The sequence below is a fragment of the Ottowia thiooxydans DSM 14619 genome, from assembly GCF_000422885.1.
Taxonomy (GTDB): domain Bacteria; phylum Pseudomonadota; class Gammaproteobacteria; order Burkholderiales; family Burkholderiaceae_C; genus Ottowia; species Ottowia thiooxydans.
Map to the genome: position 1 here is coordinate 12081 of NZ_AUGX01000051.1, position 17309 is coordinate 29389.

Consider the following 17309-nt stretch of genomic DNA (forward strand, 5'->3'; position numbering starts at 1 on the left):
TCGATGCCGGTCGGTTTTCTGACGCAGGAGCAGCGCGACGGTTTTGGCCGCTATGTCGATGCGCCCAGTCGTGAAGAGCTGGAACGTTACTTCCACCTGAGCGATGAAGACCGCGAAGCCATCCAGGTGCTGCGGGGTAACCATAACCGTCTGGGTTATGCCGTTCTGCTGACTACCGTTTGTTTCGTTGGCGTTCTGCCGGACAAGCCCGCAACCGTGCCGGTGGAAGTCCTGCAGGTGCTTTGCCGGCAACTGGCGATTCCAGACCCCGACTGCCTCCAGCGCTATAGCGATCATCGCCGCTGGATACATGCCGCCGATATTCAGAACCGCTTTGGCTATCGTCATTTCACCGATCCGGGCATCGGCTTTCGCTTGAGCCGCTGGCTGTATGCCCTCTGCTGGACGGGCACCGACCGGCCGGGCGTGCTGTTTGAGCGAGCCACCTCGTGGCTGTTCACACAGAAAGTCCTCCTGCCTGGCGTTTCCCAACTGGAGCGCTTTATCGCCCAGTTGCGCAGTCGGGTCGAAGAACGCCTCTGGCTTACGCTGGGCCGCAGCGTGACCGATGAACAGAGACAGCACCTGCAAGACTTGCTGGAGGTCGCCGAAGGCAACCGCTATTCCCGCCTGGATCAGCTGCGCTCCGGCCCGGTGATGGTCAGTGGCCCCGCCCTGATCCGGGCACTGCGCCGGCTCGATGACGTGCGCGGCATCGGCATCACCTTGCCGGCGGCGGCGCACATCCCGCCCAGCCGTATCGCCGCCCTGGCGCGCTTCGCCAACACCGCCAAGGTCACCGCGATCAACCGGCTGCCGGCGTCGCGGCGGATGGCGACACTGGTGGCCTTCGCGCTCTGCCTGGAGGCGACTGCGCACGACGACGCCCTGGAGGTTCTGGAAGCCCTACTGCGCGACCTGTTCAGCAACGCGGAGAAGGCCGACAAGAAGGCTCGCATGCGCAGCCTGAAAGACCTGGACCGGGCGGCCGCGACGCTCGCCGCCGCGTGCAAGGTCGTGCTGGATAGCTCGATCAGCGATGACAACGTGCGCGCCCGGCTGTTCAACGACCTGCCGAGGACTACCCTGGAGAAGGCCCTGGAAGAGGTCAATGCGCTGATCCGCCCCGCCGATGACGTCTATTTCCTCGCGCTGGAAGCGCGCTACCGCAGTGTGCGTCGCTTCCTGCCCGACCTGCTCAAGCACATCCGCTTCGGCTTCAGTCCGGCCGGCAAGGGCGTGGTCGCCAGCCTGGATTGGCTGCAACTGAATCTGCCGCGCCGGAAACCGGAGGATGACGCGCCGCAGGAGATCGTGGCCAAGGCCTGGCAGAAGCACATCACCCGCGAGGATGGCTCCCTCGACATGGGCGCCTATGTGTTCTGCACGCTTGATGCGCTGCGCACAGCCCTGCGCCGGCGCGACGTGTTCGTCTCGCCCAGTTGGCGCTATGCCGACCCGCGTCTCGGCCTGCTCGATGGCGCCGAGTGGCTGGCGGCGCGGCCGATCATCTGCCGCTCGCTGGGCCTGACCGTCGACGCCAAAACCACTTTGGACGCCTTGTCCATCGAGCTGGATGCAACCTGGCGGGCGGTCGCCGCGCGCCTGCCCGACAATCCGGCGATCCAACTGAGCGAGAACACCGAGGGCAAAACCGAGCTGTCGCTCGGCGCGCTGGACAAGCTGGAGGAACCGAACTCGCTGCTGCAACTGCGGGCGGCCGTGGCCGACCTGATGCCGCGTGTCGATCTGCCGGAAATCCTCTTGGAGATCGCCGCCCGTACCGGTTTTGCCGAGGCGTTCACCCATGTTTCCGAGCGCAACGCACGGGCCGACAACCTGGTCACCAGCCTCTGCGCGGTGCTGCTGGGCGGGGCCTGCAACACCGGCTTGGAGCCGCTGATCCGCACCGACAATCCAGCGCTGCGCCGCGACCGGCTGTCCTGGGTCAGCCAGAACTATATCCGCGATGACACGCTGTCAGCGGCTAACGCCATCCTGGTGGGGGCGCAAAGCCAACTGGAACTGGCTCAGGTTTGGGGTGGCGGTGAGGTCGCCTCCGCCGATGGCATGCGCTTCGTCGTGCCGGTGCGCACCGTACACGCCGGCCCCAACCCGAAGTATTTCGGTACCGGCCGGGGCGTCACCTGGTACAACCTGATTTCCGACCAGTTCTCCGGCCTCAACGCCATCACCGTGCCTGGCACGCTGCGCGACAGCCTGGTCCTGCTGGCGGTGGTGCTGGAACAGCAGACCGAGTTGCAGCCGACGCAGATCATGACCGACACCGGGGCCTACAGCGATGTGGTGTTCGGGCTGTTCCGCCTGCTTGGCTACCACTTCAGTCCGCGGCTGGCCGATGTCGGCGGCACCCGTTTCTGGCGCACGCGCCCGGACGCGGACTACGGCAAGCTCAATGGGCTCGCCCGCCAGTCGGTCAAACTCGACCTGATCGCCGAGCACTGGGACGACCTACTGCGCCTGGCCGCCTCGCTCAAGCTCGGCCGGGTACCGGCCACCGGCATCATGCGCACCCTGCAAACCGGGGATAGGCCCACTCGGCTAGCCCAGGCGCTGGCCGAATTCGGACGGATCGAGAAGACCCTGCACACCCTGACTTACATCGACGACGAGTCCAAGCGCCGGGCCACCCTGACCCAGTTGAACCGAGGCGAAGGCCGGCACAGCCTGGCCCGCGCCGTGTTCCACGGCAAACGCGGCGAGCTTCGCCAGCGCTACCGCGAAGGCCAGGAAGACCAGCTCGGTGCTCTGGGGTTGGTGGTGAACATCATCGTGCTGTGGAACACCCTCTACATGACGGCGGCCGTGGAACGGCTCAAGCAGCACGGCTACCCGGTGCTTGATGAGGATTTGGCCCGGCTATCACCGCTGATCTACGAGCACATCAACATGCTCGGGCGGTATTCGTTTGCGGTGCCGGATGAGGTCGCCCGTGGCGAGCTGCGACCGTTGCGCAATCCAGAGGATGACCTTTAGGCGGATAGCGAGGGCACTTCTTTAATCGGACGAACCAGAGCTGTTGTCGGCAGCCTCGGTGTCGGATGCAGCCCTGGCCGCAGCACGAGCCTGGAAACGTTCATAGCACTCCAGCCCGCAGAAGTGCAGGACGTACTCGCTACCTTCCACAGTCAGGGCGGCGTCGAGTGGGATCTCCTGGCAGCATTCGCAGCAAGAGGTGCAACTGGTGGACGGGTCGTTAACGCTCATGACGGTACTCCTTCAGGACGTGGCGATGCAGGGGGCATGCGGTTCGAGCGCAGGGCGCGGAATGTGGCAAGTGTTTCCCTGTATCCCACTTCGATCAGCGCGTCGGTTTGATCGAAGTCGAGCAAGCCGACCGATTGCGAAAAATGCGGGCGTACAAGCTGTATGCGGATGCCCCGCGACCTGTGCTGTTGCACGCTGCACAGGTACTTGGCGTCCAGGGCGATCATGAAGCTGCGCAGCAGTATCTTCAGCGGTGAGGCCAGCGCGGTCGAATCCCGTGGGCAACAGGTGCAAGAGATCATCAGCAGCTCTCGCACACCGCGATTCAGTGCCTTAGCGAACGGCACGTTATCGACTACACCGCCGTCCACATGCTGATTGCCCGCGATCCAGACCGGCGGGAAAGCACCGGGCAAGCTCATGCTGGCAATCACCGGTTCGATCAGGTCACCGTGCCGCTCGTGATAGCAGGGTTGACCGGTCTGCAGATTGGTGGTCGTGATGACCAGCGGATGCTTGAGTGCCTCGAAGCGCCTGATAGGCAGCACTTCATGGAGAAGGCGTCGTAGCGGGGCGAATGTATAGAAACCGCCTGTTTCGCCCAGCAATCCCCGCCAGTTCCAGGCGACCACATCAGGTTTTCGCAGGCCTCGCCATAGCTGCGCCAGCTCAGCCGGCGGCATGCCGGCTGCGATCAGGGTGCCGTTCAAGGCCCCCACCGAACTTCCTACTACCAGATCGAACGACAATCCCAGTTCGACGATCGCTCGATAGAAGCCAACCTGCATCGCGCCTCGTGCGCCACCCCCGCACAAGACCAGTGCGGTGCGCGCCGTAGAAGCCTCGACGTTCATGAGCCGGCCGTATGTGCAGCACGCCAGGCCAACGCGACAGAAAAACTGAACACGGCGACCAGCGCCACCGCGACGACGCCCCAATGCGCGCTGAGGAAGGCGCCGGCGGTCGTGCCAGCCAACACAATGACCAGCAGCGGCAAATGGCAGGGGCAGGTGAGCGCGGCGAGCACGCCCCAGGCGTAAGCGCGCCCGCGGGAGACCTTGGTCGATTCGGCGGGGGCGGCGTTATGCATGGGCATGACCTTCGTCGACACAGTGGGTCAGCCCGGTCAACTGCGTTTCCACTGCGGCTAACGCCGCCTGCCGGACCGCGACTAGCCGGAGCAGGCGCTCGACACAGCCGATCACGTCGGAGCCATCGTCCGCATCGAGCGCCCGGCAGAGCCGCGCCAAGTCATCGAGCCCGATACCGGATTCGAAGGCGGCCCGCACGAAGCACAGCCGCGCCAGGGACCGCTCGTCGAAAATGCCGTAACCACTGTCCGTGCGCCGCGCGGGCTGCAGCAAACCGCGCAGCACATAGTCGCGCACCACATGCACGCTAACGCCCGCGTCCTCGGCCAGCCTGGAGATCGTGTAGGCATTCATCACCGACACTCCCGGCCTTCTTCGCCCCCTGGGGCGCCGAGGTATTTCCGGCCGGCCAGGCGCTCAGGCAGCCAGATGAGCAAAGGTGTCGCCGCCAGGGCCAGCAGCAGCCACAGCCTGGAAAACTGCTCGCCATGCAGGTCAAAGCCATAAGCCAGCAGCGCACCCAACGCGAGCACCAGGAAGTACGGCGCCGTGAGGTAGCAGTGCAGTCGGCGACAGCGCGCGGCGTTGACCAGGCAGGCGCCGCCCATCACGGCCAGCGCGGCGCTCGCTGCCAGCAACAACGCGGGGTGTCGATCCGCCAGAACAATCGTTAGCGTCGCCACGACGGCAGGCAGTCCCCAGAAGCTGATCACCTGCCAGGTCTGGCGTAAGCTGTCGCACCTACTGAGTTCGCTTGCCGTGTGGTTCATGCTTCCACCTCGCTCTTTGCCATTACCCGGCGCAGCAGGACAATTGCTTCACGTCCTTGGTGAAGGTTTGCGCCGCGAGCTTCAGGCCCTCGACCATGGTCAGGTAGGGGAACAATTGGTCGGCCAGTTCCTGCACCGTCATCCGGGCGCGGATGGCGAGGGCGGCGGTCTGGATCAGCTCGCCCGCTTCCGGGGTCACCGCCTGCACGCCCAGCAGCCGGCCGGAACCCGCTTCGGCGACCAGCTTGATGAAACCTCGCGTGTCGAAGTTGGCCAGCGCGCGCGGCACGTTGTCCAGGCTCAGCGTGCGGCTGTCGGTTTCGAGGCCGGCGTGGTGCGCTTCCGCTTCGCTGTAACCGACGGTGGCCACCTGCGGATCGGTGAACACCACGGCCGGCATGGCGTCGAGATTGAGCGTCGCCTCGCCGCCGGTCATGTTGATCGCCGCGCGGGTGCCGGCAGCCGCAGCCACATAGACGAACTGCGGCTGGTCGGTGCAATCGCCGGCCGCATAAATATCGGGGGCGCTGCTGCGCATGCCGGAGTCGATCTGGATGGCACCGTGTTCATCCAGCTGCACGCCTGCCGCTTCCAGGTTCAGGCCTCGAGTGTTGGGCATGCGTCCGGTGGCAACGAGCAGTTGGTCGGCCCGCACTTCGCCATGGTTGGTGGTCAGCACGAACTCGCCGTTGGCGTGGGCCACCTGGCTGGCTTGCGTCTGTTCCAGCACTTCGATGCCCTCCAGGCGGAAGGCCGCCGTCAGCGCCTCGCCAATGGCCGGGTCTTCGCGGAAGAACAGCGAACTGCGAGCCAGGATGGAGACACGGCTGCCCAGCCGAGCGAAGGCTTGCGCCAGTTCCACCGCCACCACGGAGGAGCCGATCACGGCGAGTCGTGGCGGAATACTGCCGCTGGCCAGCGCCTCGTCCGAGATCCAGTAAGGTGTGTCCTTCAACCCTGGAATCGGCGGCACGGCCGCACTGGCGCCGGTGGCAATCAGGCAGCGGTCGAACGCGACTTCGCGCTCGCCGCCTTCGACCAGCGCCACACTGAGCCTGTGGCCGTCCTGGAAGCGGGCGGAGCCACGCAGCACGCTGATGGCAGGGGTGCTTTCCAGAATGCCTTCGTACTTGGCGTGGCGCAGTTCGTCCACGCGCCCTTGCTGTTGCGCGAGCAGCCGTTCGCGCAGGACGGTCGGCGGCGTGGCGGGCAGCCCGCCATCGAACGGACTCTCGCGGCGTAGATGGGCCACATGGGCAGCGCGAATCATGATCTTCGAGGGCACGCAGCCGACGTTGACGCAGGTGCCGCCAATGATGCCGCGCTCGATCAGGGTGACGCGGGCACCGCCTTCCACCGCCTTGAGCGCGGCCGCCATCGCCGCGCCGCCGCTGCCGATCACTGCAATGTGTAACGCGCCGTCGTCTTTGCCGGCTTCAGTGCCGCTGCGCAACCAGCCCAGCGCCTGGTCGAGCAGGCCGGGGCGGGGTTGTAGCGTGGTTTCTGCGAATGCCGCGCGATACCCCAGGGCCTCGACGGCGGTCTGCAGCTGTTCACGGCTTACGCCCTCGTCGGCCGTCAGTTCGGCCTTCCCGCCGGCGTAGGAGACTTCCGCCCGGTGCACGCCGGGAATCTTCTCCAGGGCATCTCTTACATGGTCGGCACAGGAGGCGCAGGTCATGCCAATAATTTTCAGTTCGGTCATATCGTTACTCATCAGATCGGTCATTTGTCGGTTTCACTGGTTTGGCGAGGGCGGACAGGCATCCGGCGCGCAACGGCGGTTGGCGGGCGACACCAGATCCCATATCGACACCCCAAACATGAGGGCCAGGCCGATATAGAGCAGCCAGCCCCGCATCAGAAACGCCGCGGCCAGCACCAGGACAGGGCCGATCAGGCCGAGCGCAGTCCGTCGCCACTGCCGATGATTGAGCCAGCCGAGGGCATTGACGAGCAGCGCCAGGCCGGCAAACAGGGGCAGCAGCGTGGTGATGAACAGGCCTTCCCACTGGCTCAAAAAACCAAGACCGATCGCGGCACCCAGGCTGGCAAGGGCGGGAAAACACGTGGCGCAACCTATGGCGGAAACCAGCACGCCGACGGAACCGGCTTTGTCACCGATCCGCGTGAACAGATTCAAAGAATTTGCCAATGGAATGCCCGCCTATTGTTTGACGCTGGACGGATAACCGGCGTCCTCGGTTGCCTTGGTCAGAGCCTGGGCGTTGGTCTTGGCATCGTCGAAGGTCACGATGGCTTCGCGCTTCTCGAAACTCACTTCGGCCTTGGTCACGCCCTCGACCTTGGAAAGCGCTTTCTTGACCGTGATCGGGCAGGCGGCGCAGGTCATGCCGGGCACCGACAGGGTGACGGTCTGCGTGGCCGCCCAGACAGGTGCGACGAAGAGTGTGGCGAGGACGAAGGATGCGAGCAGTTTTTTCATGGCGAACTCCTGATCAGTAGAACAAGGGAAGGATGTAGGGGAAGCCGAGCGCGACCAGCACCAATGCCGTCACCACCCAGAAGAGCAGCTTGTAAGTGGTGCTTACCTGGGGGATGGCGCAGGCCTCGCCCGGTATGCAGACTTGAGTCGGGCGGAAAATGCGCCGGTAGGCGAAGAACAGTGCAACCAGCGCTGCGCCGATAAAGAGCGGGCGGTAAGGTTCCAGAACGGTGAGGTTGCCAATCCAGGCGCCGCTGAAGCCCAAGGCGATCAGCAGCAGCGGACCCAGGCAGCAGGTCGAGGCGAGAATCGCCGCCAGACCTCCAGTAAGGAGTGCACCGCGCCCCTTTTGCGATTCAGACATACGTTCATCCTTTCGAGTATTTGATCGATGGGTTAAGGTTATTTCCGTAGTCATGTACGGAGTCAAGCGGCATGCACAACACTGTGGAAAGCCTGACCATCGGCGCCTTTGCCAAGGCAGCCGGGGTCAACGTGGAAACCATTCGGTTCTATCAACGCAAAGGGTTGCTGCCCGAACCGGACAAGCCCTACGGCAGCATTCGCCGCTACGGCGAGGTAGATATCGCACGGGTGAAATTCGTGAAGTCCGCGCAACGGCTGGGCTTCAGCCTCGATGAAGTGGCCGGACTGTTGCGGCTGGATGACGGTGCGCACTGCGATGACGCGCGTGTGCTCGCCGAGCAGAAGCTCGAAGACGTGCGGGGGAAACTCGCGGATCTGCGGCGGATCGAGTCGGCCTTGGCGCAGCTGGTTGATGACTGTTGCGCGAGCCACGGTACGGTTAGCTGTCCGCTGATCGTTTCGCTGCATGGGAACAAATGACCGCGCCAACTTCGCGCGTTGACCTACGATTTTCCGGCGTCGTCGGACGCCCTGTTTGTCGGTTTGAACGGGAAAAGAGCGGCGCTCAAAGAGCGCCGCTGACTGGCCAAAGGAGCACTTGCAAAGGCCACAGGTTGATACTGCTATTGGCACTCGCGCCTCACCACGGCAGACTCACGCGGCATCCGGCCGCGCCGCTCGTGCATCAGCAGCTCGTGTTCTACCGTGCCGGCGGACAGGCGGGCTGTTCTTCGACCCGGCCAGCCGCCGTGGCGCCCATCTGCTCAATCTTCTTGAGGGTATCCGCCATCAAGGCCGCTTCAGCCTTATCACGCATAGCCGTGGCTCGATCAAGCGCTCGATCACTCCCACCTTCGGCCCATACGGTGGATGACAGCAGAGTCGCCCCCACTACCAGCAGCAGTCTTAGGTATTTCATAACGGCATCTCCTCTCGTGTTTGACCCACGACGCCACTCTACTTCCGTAGTTAAGTACGGAGTCAAGGAGGGAATGGCGCTGCGAAATCCCTACGTTATCGTGCGGAGGAGCTGACAAAGCTTAAGTGCACTTTCTGTTCCGTTGCTCCCCAAACGGCAGATTCAGGGCTTACGTTGGTTTTTGGTTCCATTGCTCCCCAACCCCCCTTTCCTGCTGCGCCGGGTGAGAAAAAGGAGGTGTTCAATGAACGCCTACACGGTGTCCCGGCTGGCTCTTGATGCCGGGGTGAGCGTGCATATCGTGCGCGACTACCTGCTGCGCGGATTGCTGCGCCCGGTGGCGTGCACACCAGGCGGCTACGGCTTGTTCGATGACGCCGCCTTGCAACGGCTGTGCTTCGTGCGGGCGGCCTTCGAGGCGGGCATCGGCCTCGACGCGCTGGCGCGGCTGTGCCGGGCGCTGGATGCGGCGGACGGCGACGAAGCGGCCGCGCAGCTTGCCCTGCTGCGTCAGTTCGTCGAGCGTCGGCGCGAAGCGTTGGCCGATCTGGAAGTGCAGTTGGCCACCCTGCCGACCGAGCCGGCACAGCACGCGGAGAGTCTGCCATGAACAACCCCGAGCGCTTGCCGTCCGAGACGCACAAACCGATCACCGGCTACCTGTGGGGCGGACTGGCTGTGCTGACTTGCCCCTGCCACCTGCCCATCCTCGCTGTCGTGCTGGCCGGCACAACCGCCGGTGCTTTCCTCGGCGAGCATTGGGTCATCGCGGCGCTCGGTTTGACCGGCCTGTTCCTTCTGTCCCTGTCGCGGGCGTTGCGGGCATTCAGGGAAAGAGAATGAGCGCTTTCCGGCCGGATGGATGGACGACGCCGGAACTGGCCCAAGCGGTCGAGCGCGGGCAGCTTGAACTGCACTACCAGCCCGTCGTCGATCTGCGCAGTGGTGGGATTGTCGGCGCGGAAGCCCTGTTGCGCTGGCGTCATCCGACGCTTGGACTATTGCCACCGGGCCAGTTCCTGCCCGTGGTCGAATCGTCCGGCCTGATGCCTGAAATCGGCGCTTGGGTGCTGGGCGAAGCCTGCCGCCAGATGCGTGACTGGCGAATGCTGGCATGGCGACCGTTCCGGCTGGCCGTCAATGTTTCGGCGAGCCAAGTGGGACCGGACTTCGACGGGTGGGTAAAGGGCGTGCTGGCTGATGCCGAGTTGCCCGCCGAGTATCTCGAAATCGAGCTGACCGAATCGGTCGCGTTTGGTGATCCGGCGATCTTCCCCGCCCTGGACGCCTTGCGGCAGATCGGTGTGCGCTTCGCCGCCGATGACTTCGGGACGGGGTATTCCTGTCTGCAACATCTGAAGTGCTGCCCAATCAGCACGCTCAAGATCGACCAATCGTTTGTCGCCGGGCTCGCCAACGACCGCCGCGACCAAACCATCGTGCACACCGTGATTCAGCTTGCGCACGGGCTGGGCATGGATGTGGTGGCTGAAGGCGTGGAAACATCGGCGAGTCTTGATCTATTGCGACAAGCGGACTGCGACACAGGACAAGGCTTCCTGTTCGCGAAGCCAATGCCGGCGGCGGCATTCGCCGTCTTCGTCAGTCAATGGAGGGGTGCCACCATGAATGCAAGTGACTCGACCACCACCAGTTGCTGCGTGTGCTGCAAGGAAATCCCGCTCGATGCCGCCTTCACCCCGGAAGGCGCGGAATACGTCGAGCACTTCTGCGGGTTGGAGTGTTATCAACGCTTCGAAGCGCGTGCCAAGACAGGGAACGAAACCGATGCCGATCCGAACGCCTGCGACTCGCTACCGTCAGATTGAGGCATACCCTAACTTGGCGTCAGACCATCCGGCGCTAAATCGTCAGAATAGAGTTGCCTTCCGAATTGATTGACATGCGCCGTCAAGGGTCATAGATTTCTTCCTGACACATTTCCCTCAGGAGGATACCTTGCACGGTCAGCGCATCGGTTACGTCCGCGTCAGCAGCTTCGACCAGAACCCAGAACGGCAGCTCGAACAGATCCAGGTGGATAAAGTGTTCACCGACAAGGCGTCGGGCAAGGACACACGGCGGCCCGAACTGGAACGGCTGCTCGCCTTCGTGCGCGAAGGCGACACGGTCGTGGTGCACAGCATGGATCGTCTGGCGCGCAACCTCGACGACCTGCGCCGCCTGGTGCAGGGCCTCACCCAGCGCGGCGTACGCATCGAGTTCCTTAAGGAGCATTTGACCTTCACCGGCGAGGACTCGCCGATGGCGAACCTGATGCTGTCGGTAATGGGCGCGTTCGCCGAGTTCGAACGCGCCTTGATCCGCGAGCGGCAGCGCGAGGGCATCGCGCTCGCCAAGCAGCGCGGGGCCTACCGTGGCAGGAAGAAATCCCTGTCGTCTGAGCGTATTGCCGAACTGCGCCAACGTGTCGAGGCTGGCGAGCAAAAGACCAAGCTGGCTCGTGAATTCGGAATCAGTCGCGAAACCCTGTATCAATACTTGAGAACGGATCAGTAAATATGCCACGTCGTTCAATCCTGTCCGCCGCCGAGCGCGAAAGCCTGCTGGCGTTGCCGGACACCAAGGATGAGTTGATCCGTCACTACACGTTCAGCGAAACCGACCTCTCCATCATCCGGCAGCGGCGCGGCCCGGCCAACCGGCTGGGCTTCGCCGTGCAGCTCTGTTACCTGCGCTTTCCTGGTGTCATCCTGGGCGTCGATGAGCCGCCGTTTCCGCCCTTGTTGAAACTGGTCGCCGACCAGCTCAAGGTCAGCGTCGAAAGCTGGGACGAATACGGGCAGCGGGAGCAGACCCGGCGCGAGCACCTGGTCGAACTGCAAACGGTGTTCGGCTTCCAGCCCTTTACCATGGGCCACTACCGGCAGGCCGTCCAGTTGCTGACCGAGATGGCCTTGCAGACCGACAAGGGCATCGTGCTGGCCAGCACCTTGATCGAGCACCTGCGGCAGCAGTCGGTCATTCTGCCTGCCCTCAACGCCGTCGAGCGGGCGAGCGCCGAAGCAATCACCCGCGCCAACCGGCGCATCTACGATGCCTTGGCCGAACCGCTGTCGGACGCGCATCGCCGCCGCCTCGACGATCTGCTCAAGCGTCGGGACAACGGCAAAACGACCTGGCTGGCCTGGCTGCGCCAATCGCCCGTCAAACCGAATTCGCGGCACATGCTGGAACACATCGAACGCCTCAAAGCGTGGCAGGCGCTCGACCTGCCTTCTGGCATCGAGCGGTCGGTGCACCAGAACCGCCTGCTCAAGATCGCCCGTGAGGGTGGCCAGATGACGCCCGCCGATCAGGTCCTGCTGCGCGGGCGCGCTGCCCTTGTAGGGCACGTGAACCAGGTCCACGCCGGCCACCTGGTTGAGCATCAGGCCGGCGAGGTGCGACGTCGAACCGAGCCCCGCCGAGCCGTAGCTCAGCGTCTTCGGGTTCTTCTTCGCATAGGCGATGAGTTCCGCAACGTTATTCACGGGAAGGCTGGGCGTGGCATAGAGCGCGATCGGCAGCGTGCTGATCAGCGTCACGCCGGCAAGGTCCTTCACCGTGTCATAAGGCAGTTGCGGCATGATGCTCGGGTTCACCGCGAGCGACGGGATCACGAGCGCGATCGTATGCCCGTCGGGTGCCGCCTTCGCGACGAGGTCGGTGCCAATCACCGTGCCGCCGCCGGGTTTGTTCTCGACAACCACCGTCTGGTTCCACGCGGCCTGCATCCGCTGGGCGAGCATGCGCGTGAGCGCGTCGGCAGAACCGCCGGGCGGGAACGGCACGATGAAGCGCACGGGCTGTGTCGGGAAGGCGTTGGCGAAGGCCGGCATCGTGCCTGCGAGCAGAGCGAGGGCGAGCGCGAGGATGGGTCTCCTGGGAAGCATGGGGTTGTCTCCTGGGCGTTGCAGCGCGGAACGCGCCTGATGCTCCGTATGCTAAGCAGCGGCACCGAGAGCACCTACGGCCAACCGCGATCAAAACTTGCAGGCCAAGGACGGCCCACCGTCTGGCCGTGCCGTGTGGGTATGGGGCGCGCAACGCCCGGTCCACGAGTCGGCGGGAGCATCTAAAGATCGAGCACCAACTCCTCGGTCAGTGAGCCCGAACAGCAGATCAAAATGCTCTTACCGTGTGTTCTATCCTCCTCGGAGAGGACGCAATCCCGGTGGTCTGGACGGCCCGCGAGAACCGGAGTCTCACATGCGCCACATACCCCCTGCTGACAGGAAGACGGCACCGAGATGCCCCGTTGCTGCAGCGTTTCGAGGATCGTGCGCCCCTTCTGGATCCGGATCGTCTGATCGCTGCGAGCGAGTCGGACGAGGTATCCTCCATCGCGCGACTGCATTTCCTTTGCCTTGAAGCGCTCCAGATGCAGGCGCTCCTTCGGGAGGCGCACACAGGCGCTCTCGACGCACTCCAACATTGATTCCGGTCCGCAGCAGTAAAAGTGCGCCCCTTCTGGTGCCTTTGCGACGATCGAGGCGATGTCCAGGCGCGGAGCCCCAGCATCTTCGCTGAAGCTCACATGGACACGCCCGCCCAACTGAGGAGACGACAGGCATTCAAGGAACGCCGTTGTCTTGCGGCTGCGGCCTCGCAAGTATATTGTCCAGGGCTTGCGCAAAGCCTCGAGCCTTTGAGCCATGCACCACAGCGGCGTGATTCCAATTCCTCCAGCAATGAAGACGCTATGGACAGCATCCTCCTCGAGAGCAAAGCTGTTACGCGGCCCGGCAATGTCGAGCAGCGTCCCGACTTGGACGTGAGCGTGCATCCAAGCCGAACCGCCTCCACCCCGAGCCTCGCGCTTGACTCCGATAACGTACCTGTGGCGATCCGACGGATTGTTGGCCAGTGAATAGCTGCGCACGATGCCCCCAGGAATGGTCACATCAATATGTGCCCCTGCCTCGAATGACGGCAGTTGTTCGCCATCAGTGCTGCGGATGTCGTAGATCAGCACGTCGTCGGCGCCGTACGTTATCGAATGTACGCGGACTTTCATGGTTACCCAATATGGCGTGACGCTACAGATGGATCAAGTTCGTTCTCGGTGACGGACTGTTGAGTGGCACTACTTGTCAAGAGTTATCCCTGCTTTCTGAATAACCCCACCCCACCTCTTGTATTCTGACTTTAGATAAACATCAAATTCCTCTGGCGAGAGGCCGCGGCCTTCGACACCAAGCTCTTTGAGCTTGTCCTGCACCTCGCGAAGCCCCAGCACATTGCGAATCTCGTCGGCCAGCTTGCGCCTTATCTCGATCGGTGTCCCTGCCGGGGCCACGACCGCATACCAGGGTCCTGAGACGATAGCGGGATAGCCAGCTTCGGCGAAAGTGGGAACGTTCGGCAGCACGGCGCTGCGTTTGGTGGATGCGATGGCGATCGGCCGCAATTGCCCCGAAACAATTCTCGGCAGAAGATTTATGGTGTCACCTATCATCATGCTGACACGCCCTGCAAGAACATCGGTGAGCCCTGGCGGAAATCCTTGATACGCAACGTGCGTTAGTGCGGTGCCAGCCTGCTGATTGATCAATTCGCCCGTGACATGGCCTGTCGTCCCAATGCCCTGAGTTGCAAATGTCATCTTTTCGGGATTGGCTTTGGCGAAGTTGCGCAGTTCCTCAAAGTTGGAAACAGGCAGCTGCTTATTCGCAACGAGCACGTTCGGTGCCTCGACCACTACCGTCACAGGCGCAAATGTTGTCGCGTCGTATGGCAGGCGCTTCATCAGGAAGGGGTTGAGCACCAACGGGCCTTGCGCGGTGAAAAGTAGTGTGTACCCATCCGCCGCAGCCCTCGCTACAACATCGGTACCAACCGTTCCACCGGCGCCCGTGCGGTTCTCCACGACAATCGGTTGATTCAGACGGGTTTCGAGGTGTTTTCCCACCAGGCGTGCCAACACATCGATGGAACCGCCCGCGGTGAATGGAACGACGAACCGGACTGGCTTGGACGGCCAAGCCTCCTTGGTCTGGGCGTGTGCGTTGCACAGGATGGCCGAGGCGAGCAAGACCACGACAAGTCTCAAGGGAACTCCATACGTCAATAACCGTTTCACAGCTGTCTCCTTCCGTACTGTCTTGGGGCACTGTCGCCCGGTCGCGGGGCAACAGTCTTGGCAACGGCAAGCGGAGTAACCCTCCGCTCGCGCACCACGGCCTGATCAGGCATCGGGCACTGTTGCCGGATGGCTTCCTGCCTGTTCAGGTGTGATTTCCATCGGAAGCAGAATGGCTATGGCGCGATGCTTGTAGAGTTCGCCACGCCCCGCCGCCGTGGGAACGGTTCCATCATTTACGAACTTCCTTGCAACTTCGAGGAGGCGTCGCCGGCATTTCACGATCGCAGTGTCCGAGGTACCCAAGTGCTCCTTGGTCCGGTCTGCGATTGGCCCCTGGCTCTCCTGGACGGCAAGGTCCTGAAGTTGGGCACTCGGAATTCCAGTGAACGAGCCACACTTCTGCAGACTCCGATCCATCAGGTAATCGTTCGCGCGGTTCCCCTGCGGAATGTAGGTGCCCGGGATCAATCTGGCGTAGTCCAAGCTTCCGGTCTTGTATTCCGTCAGCTCGTCGCCGCTAAGTGGACGTCCAACGTGATAGCGGACGCGGTACCACCAGCAGTTTTCGTCGTCGATGGCGATGAACAGATTGGCTCTGCACACCAGTCCTTCCGCCGTGGGCACCAACACATAGTTGGGCATCAGCCACTGGGTGATGCGCCAGTAGTAGTTGCCGTTACCCCCTTCCCTTCGTGCGGAGATTCGCATTCCGAAGTCGGTGTCTTCGCAGAAGAACCGCGGCGCCCCATCCGCATCCCCAAATTCCTGAAGATTGCCCACGGCAAAGACGTCCTTCTCCATTGGGGCGATGGAATGGTGCAAGAAGGTCAGATGGGCTGTATCAATACTGCCTTCAAGCGCCTGCAGATAGTTGCACTTCATCAGGCATTTGGAAACGTAGACGTTCTCTGGAGGAAGGCTCATGAATTCCATCTCGGGCAGACTCGGTACGGACTCTTGCGGGCCCATATATGCCCAGATGATGCCGCCCGCTTCCCGCACGGGATACGCCTTTGCACGCAGATTCGGGTTGCAGCGCATCGGGCTTCCTTCCGGCTCGCTGGGCATGTCCAGGATTTCACCCGTAACGCTGAACTTCCAGCCGTGATAGACACAACGAAGACCGCCATCCTCATTGCGGCCGAAGAAGAGCTCTGCAAGTCGGTGGGGGCAATGTGAGTCAAGCAATCCCACTTTGCCGCTGGAGTCCCGAAAGGCGACAAAGTTTTCCCCCATCAGCCGCACACGAACTGGGGGGCAGTCAGGTACGGGCAATTCCTCGGAAAGCAGCGCAGGCTGCCAAAACTGTCGAAACACCTGCCCCATAGCGGTGCTTGGACCAATCCGAGTCAAGATCTCATTGCTCTCGGAATTCGACATGCCTGACCTCTTTGAAAATTAGTTGCGATTCGCTATTATTATCTCGTCGCGCATGCCTGTCAACAGTCCTAGCCCGGATTTTTTCTGAGGCTGCTGAGCTGCGCTATTGGTTCGCGTCATGGAGCGTTTGGCGCATCGGGCAACGCGCGCGATCACGCGCCGCTCGCACTCCGCGCGAGCCGAATCGGGCTTGCCGCCCCAGAGCCAAGGGCATTTCATAGAATCAAGGGATGCGTACTCCGAGCAGTGTCCCCCTCGAAAACAGGATTTCCTACCGTTGTCTTTCGATCGCCACGCGCATCACGCGTTTTCTCGCGCCGAAGTGGAAGGATGAATTCGGTCTTACCGTGATTGGCTGGCGAGTCATGGCGGTCATCGGTCGATTCGAGCCGATCTCAGCCAAGGAAGTAGCTGCGAGGACTAGCACAGATGCATTTTTCGTTGCCCGCGCAATCGAAAAGTTGGTCGAACAGGGCTATGTTAAGAAGGCAGTGGACTTGCATGACAGGAGGCGCCTCAGCTTGAGCCTGTCCACGTCCGGCAAAAAGGTTCACCAGCACGTCGAAGCCATGATCAATCAGGTGGAGGCAGACTTGCTTGCCGAAGTTTCGGCGGCGGATGCGAAGATTTTCTTCAATGTGATGTCGGTTCTCGGGGACCACGCCGCACGACTAGGCGCTGCGGACGCTTCGTCCGGAGAAGCAGCTTGAAGGCTCCCCCACCCTTCGCGCGGTGACACGCCATAGAAGGGTTCAGAGTTCAGACTGACCTGCACAATGCTTCGTGCGAGAGGGATGGCGAGGGTTTGATGCCACACGCCTGGCTCAACGAGTCAGACTACTGATCCAATTCCTATTCCTTGTACAACCGAGGCGTCAGCGAATCACGAGCCTTCATCAACGATGGCAGGAAAGCCTCCCGAAACTGGGGTCTCCTCGTTTTCAGTGCAATAAGTGACGGTACGCAAAGCTAGCACTGGCGCGGGGGTGGTCTGGGTAGACCGTTGATTTCATTGACTTTC

Annotated in this window: 20 protein-coding genes and 2 pseudogenes; 8 read left to right on the plus strand and 14 right to left on the minus strand. The window is 62.5% G+C overall.

Annotation, left to right across the window (positions count from 1 at the left end; genetic code table 11):
* The first annotated feature begins 3 nt into the window (after positions 1-3).
* Positions 4-2997, plus strand: a complete 2994-nt coding sequence (locus tag G518_RS0124095; RefSeq protein WP_028604708.1) for a Tn3 family transposase — start codon at positions 4-6, stop codon at positions 2995-2997.
* Positions 2998-3018: 21 nt separating this feature from the next.
* Here the strand turns inward: G518_RS0124095 and G518_RS0124100 are convergent, their stop codons facing one another.
* From G518_RS0124100 to merT, 9 genes are read right to left on the minus strand one after another with little or no spacing between them, the layout of a single operon-like run.
* The gene (locus G518_RS0124100) at positions 3019-3228 is read right to left on the minus strand and encodes a DUF3330 domain-containing protein (RefSeq protein WP_028604709.1); all 210 of its coding nucleotides are present in this window, start codon (positions 3226-3228) and stop codon (positions 3019-3021) included.
* Positions 3225-4082, minus strand: coding sequence for a patatin-like phospholipase family protein (locus tag G518_RS36695; RefSeq protein ID WP_051237348.1), 858 nt, complete (start codon positions 4080-4082; stop codon positions 3225-3227). Before G518_RS36695 ends, G518_RS0124100 begins: the two co-directional genes overlap by 4 nt.
* Positions 4079-4318, minus strand: coding sequence for a broad-spectrum mercury transporter MerE (gene merE, locus G518_RS0124110; RefSeq protein ID WP_028604710.1), 240 nt, complete (start codon positions 4316-4318; stop codon positions 4079-4081). The genes G518_RS36695 and merE (G518_RS0124110) overlap by 4 nt, the downstream gene beginning before the upstream one ends.
* On the minus strand, positions 4311-4673 hold the full coding sequence (gene merD, locus G518_RS0124115; protein ID WP_028604711.1) for a mercuric resistance transcriptional repressor MerD: 363 nt from the start codon (positions 4671-4673) through the stop codon (positions 4311-4313). The genes merE (G518_RS0124110) and merD (G518_RS0124115) overlap by 8 nt, the downstream gene beginning before the upstream one ends.
* Entirely contained in the window at positions 4673-5089 is a 417-nt protein-coding gene (locus tag G518_RS0124120; protein WP_028604712.1) for a hypothetical protein, read from the minus strand. Before G518_RS0124120 ends, merD (G518_RS0124115) begins: the two co-directional genes overlap by 1 nt.
* A 22-nt stretch (positions 5090-5111) precedes the next feature.
* A complete protein-coding gene (gene merA, locus G518_RS0124125) occupies positions 5112-6794 on the minus strand; it encodes a mercury(II) reductase (protein ID WP_028604713.1) in 1683 nt (560 codons plus the stop codon).
* A gap of 33 nt (positions 6795-6827) precedes the next feature.
* Entirely contained in the window at positions 6828-7232 is a 405-nt protein-coding gene (gene merC / locus G518_RS0124130; RefSeq protein ID WP_028604714.1) for an organomercurial transporter MerC, read from the minus strand.
* Positions 7233-7256: 24 nt separating this feature from the next.
* Positions 7257-7535 carry a mercury resistance system periplasmic binding protein MerP gene (gene merP, locus G518_RS0124135; protein WP_028604715.1) on the minus strand — a complete coding sequence of 93 codons (279 nt, stop codon included), beginning with the start codon at positions 7533-7535 and terminating at the stop codon, positions 7257-7259.
* A 13-nt stretch (positions 7536-7548) separates the two neighbouring features.
* Positions 7549-7899, minus strand: a complete 351-nt coding sequence (merT, locus tag G518_RS0124140) for a mercuric ion transporter MerT (protein ID WP_028604716.1) — start codon at positions 7897-7899, stop codon at positions 7549-7551.
* A gap of 71 nt (positions 7900-7970) precedes the next feature.
* Here merT and merR point away from each other — a divergent pair, with 71 nt between their 5' ends.
* Complete coding sequence (gene merR, locus G518_RS0124145) at positions 7971-8381, plus strand: mercury resistance transcriptional regulator MerR (protein WP_028604717.1); 411 nt, start codon at positions 7971-7973, stop codon at positions 8379-8381.
* A 220-nt stretch (positions 8382-8601) separates the two neighbouring features.
* On the opposite strand, the gene G518_RS0124150 is transcribed toward merR, so the two are convergent.
* Positions 8602-8820, minus strand: a complete 219-nt coding sequence (locus G518_RS0124150; protein WP_028604718.1) for a co-regulatory protein PtrA N-terminal domain-containing protein — start codon at positions 8818-8820, stop codon at positions 8602-8604.
* A 244-nt stretch (positions 8821-9064) separates the two neighbouring features.
* Between G518_RS0124150 and merD (G518_RS0124155) the strand changes: the two genes are divergently transcribed.
* The 5 genes and pseudogenes from merD (G518_RS0124155) to G518_RS40505 form a co-directional block, all read left to right on the plus strand.
* Entirely contained in the window at positions 9065-9430 is a 366-nt protein-coding gene (gene merD, locus G518_RS0124155) for a mercury resistance co-regulator MerD (protein ID WP_000995360.1), read from the plus strand.
* Positions 9427-9663: a broad-spectrum mercury transporter MerE gene (merE, locus tag G518_RS0124160; protein WP_003132004.1), complete on the plus strand. Its 237-nt coding sequence runs from the start codon at positions 9427-9429 to the stop codon at positions 9661-9663. Before merD (G518_RS0124155) ends, merE (G518_RS0124160) begins: the two co-directional genes overlap by 4 nt.
* Positions 9660-10649 (plus strand): DUF3330 domain-containing protein, encoded by a 990-nt coding sequence (locus G518_RS41125; RefSeq protein WP_003132006.1) that lies wholly within the window; start codon positions 9660-9662, stop codon positions 10647-10649. Before merE (G518_RS0124160) ends, G518_RS41125 begins: the two co-directional genes overlap by 4 nt.
* 130 nt (positions 10650-10779) lie before the next feature.
* Positions 10780-11340: a recombinase family protein gene (locus G518_RS0124170; RefSeq protein WP_003124096.1), complete on the plus strand. Its 561-nt coding sequence runs from the start codon at positions 10780-10782 to the stop codon at positions 11338-11340.
* Between the two features lie 2 nt (positions 11341-11342).
* Positions 11343-12137: pseudogene (locus G518_RS40505) on the plus strand (DUF4158 domain-containing protein); the annotation flags it as partial.
* A 48-nt stretch (positions 12138-12185) separates the two neighbouring features.
* On the opposite strand, the pseudogene G518_RS41135 reads toward G518_RS40505, so the two are convergent.
* From G518_RS41135 to G518_RS0124195, 4 genes and pseudogenes are all read right to left on the minus strand, one after another.
* Positions 12186-12716: pseudogene (locus tag G518_RS41135) on the minus strand (tripartite tricarboxylate transporter substrate-binding protein); the annotation flags it as partial.
* A 182-nt stretch (positions 12717-12898) separates the two neighbouring features.
* Positions 12899-13840 carry a PDR/VanB family oxidoreductase gene (locus G518_RS0124185; protein ID WP_028604719.1) on the minus strand — a complete coding sequence of 314 codons (942 nt, stop codon included), beginning with the start codon at positions 13838-13840 and terminating at the stop codon, positions 12899-12901.
* 69 nt (positions 13841-13909) lie between these two features.
* Positions 13910-14857 carry a Bug family tripartite tricarboxylate transporter substrate binding protein gene (locus G518_RS36710; protein WP_211231763.1) on the minus strand — a complete coding sequence of 316 codons (948 nt, stop codon included), beginning with the start codon at positions 14855-14857 and terminating at the stop codon, positions 13910-13912.
* Positions 14858-15010: 153 nt separating this feature from the next.
* On the minus strand, positions 15011-16288 hold the full coding sequence (locus G518_RS0124195) for a Rieske 2Fe-2S domain-containing protein (protein WP_028604720.1): 1278 nt from the start codon (positions 16286-16288) through the stop codon (positions 15011-15013).
* A gap of 230 nt (positions 16289-16518) precedes the next feature.
* Between G518_RS0124195 and G518_RS36715 the strand changes: the two genes are divergently transcribed.
* Complete coding sequence (locus G518_RS36715; RefSeq protein WP_051237351.1) at positions 16519-16998, plus strand: MarR family winged helix-turn-helix transcriptional regulator; 480 nt, start codon at positions 16519-16521, stop codon at positions 16996-16998.
* Positions 16999-17309 lie beyond the last annotated feature (311 nt).

Bases quoted from the DNA above. Each gene is read 5' to 3' on its own strand.
- G518_RS0124095 (WP_028604708.1), top strand. From the start codon at position 4: ATGCCGGTCGGTTTTCTGACGCAGGAGCAGCGCGACGGTTTTGGCCGC.
- G518_RS0124100 (WP_028604709.1), bottom strand. From the start codon at position 3,228: ATGAGCGTTAACGACCCGTCCACCAGTTGCACCTCTTGCTGCGAATGC.
- G518_RS36695 (WP_051237348.1), bottom strand. From the start codon at position 4,082: ATGAACGTCGAGGCTTCTACGGCGCGCACCGCACTGGTCTTGTGCGGG.
- merE (WP_028604710.1), bottom strand. From the start codon at position 4,318: ATGCATAACGCCGCCCCCGCCGAATCGACCAAGGTCTCCCGCGGGCGC.
- merD (WP_028604711.1), bottom strand. From the start codon at position 4,673: ATGAATGCCTACACGATCTCCAGGCTGGCCGAGGACGCGGGCGTTAGC.
- G518_RS0124120 (WP_028604712.1), bottom strand. From the start codon at position 5,089: ATGAACCACACGGCAAGCGAACTCAGTAGGTGCGACAGCTTACGCCAG.
- merA (WP_028604713.1), bottom strand. From the start codon at position 6,794: ATGACCGAACTGAAAATTATTGGCATGACCTGCGCCTCCTGTGCCGAC.
- merP (WP_028604715.1), bottom strand. From the start codon at position 7,535: ATGAAAAAACTGCTCGCATCCTTCGTCCTCGCCACACTCTTCGTCGCA.
- merT (WP_028604716.1), bottom strand. From the start codon at position 7,899: ATGTCTGAATCGCAAAAGGGGCGCGGTGCACTCCTTACTGGAGGTCTG.
- merR (WP_028604717.1), top strand. From the start codon at position 7,971: ATGCACAACACTGTGGAAAGCCTGACCATCGGCGCCTTTGCCAAGGCA.
- G518_RS0124150 (WP_028604718.1), bottom strand. From the start codon at position 8,820: ATGAAATACCTAAGACTGCTGCTGGTAGTGGGGGCGACTCTGCTGTCA.
- merD (WP_000995360.1), top strand. From the start codon at position 9,065: ATGAACGCCTACACGGTGTCCCGGCTGGCTCTTGATGCCGGGGTGAGC.
- merE (WP_003132004.1), top strand. From the start codon at position 9,427: ATGAACAACCCCGAGCGCTTGCCGTCCGAGACGCACAAACCGATCACC.
- G518_RS41125 (WP_003132006.1), top strand. From the start codon at position 9,660: ATGAGCGCTTTCCGGCCGGATGGATGGACGACGCCGGAACTGGCCCAA.
- G518_RS0124185 (WP_028604719.1), bottom strand. From the start codon at position 13,840: ATGAAAGTCCGCGTACATTCGATAACGTACGGCGCCGACGACGTGCTG.
- G518_RS0124195 (WP_028604720.1), bottom strand. From the start codon at position 16,288: ATGTCGAATTCCGAGAGCAATGAGATCTTGACTCGGATTGGTCCAAGC.
- G518_RS36715 (WP_051237351.1), top strand. From the start codon at position 16,519: ATGCGTACTCCGAGCAGTGTCCCCCTCGAAAACAGGATTTCCTACCGT.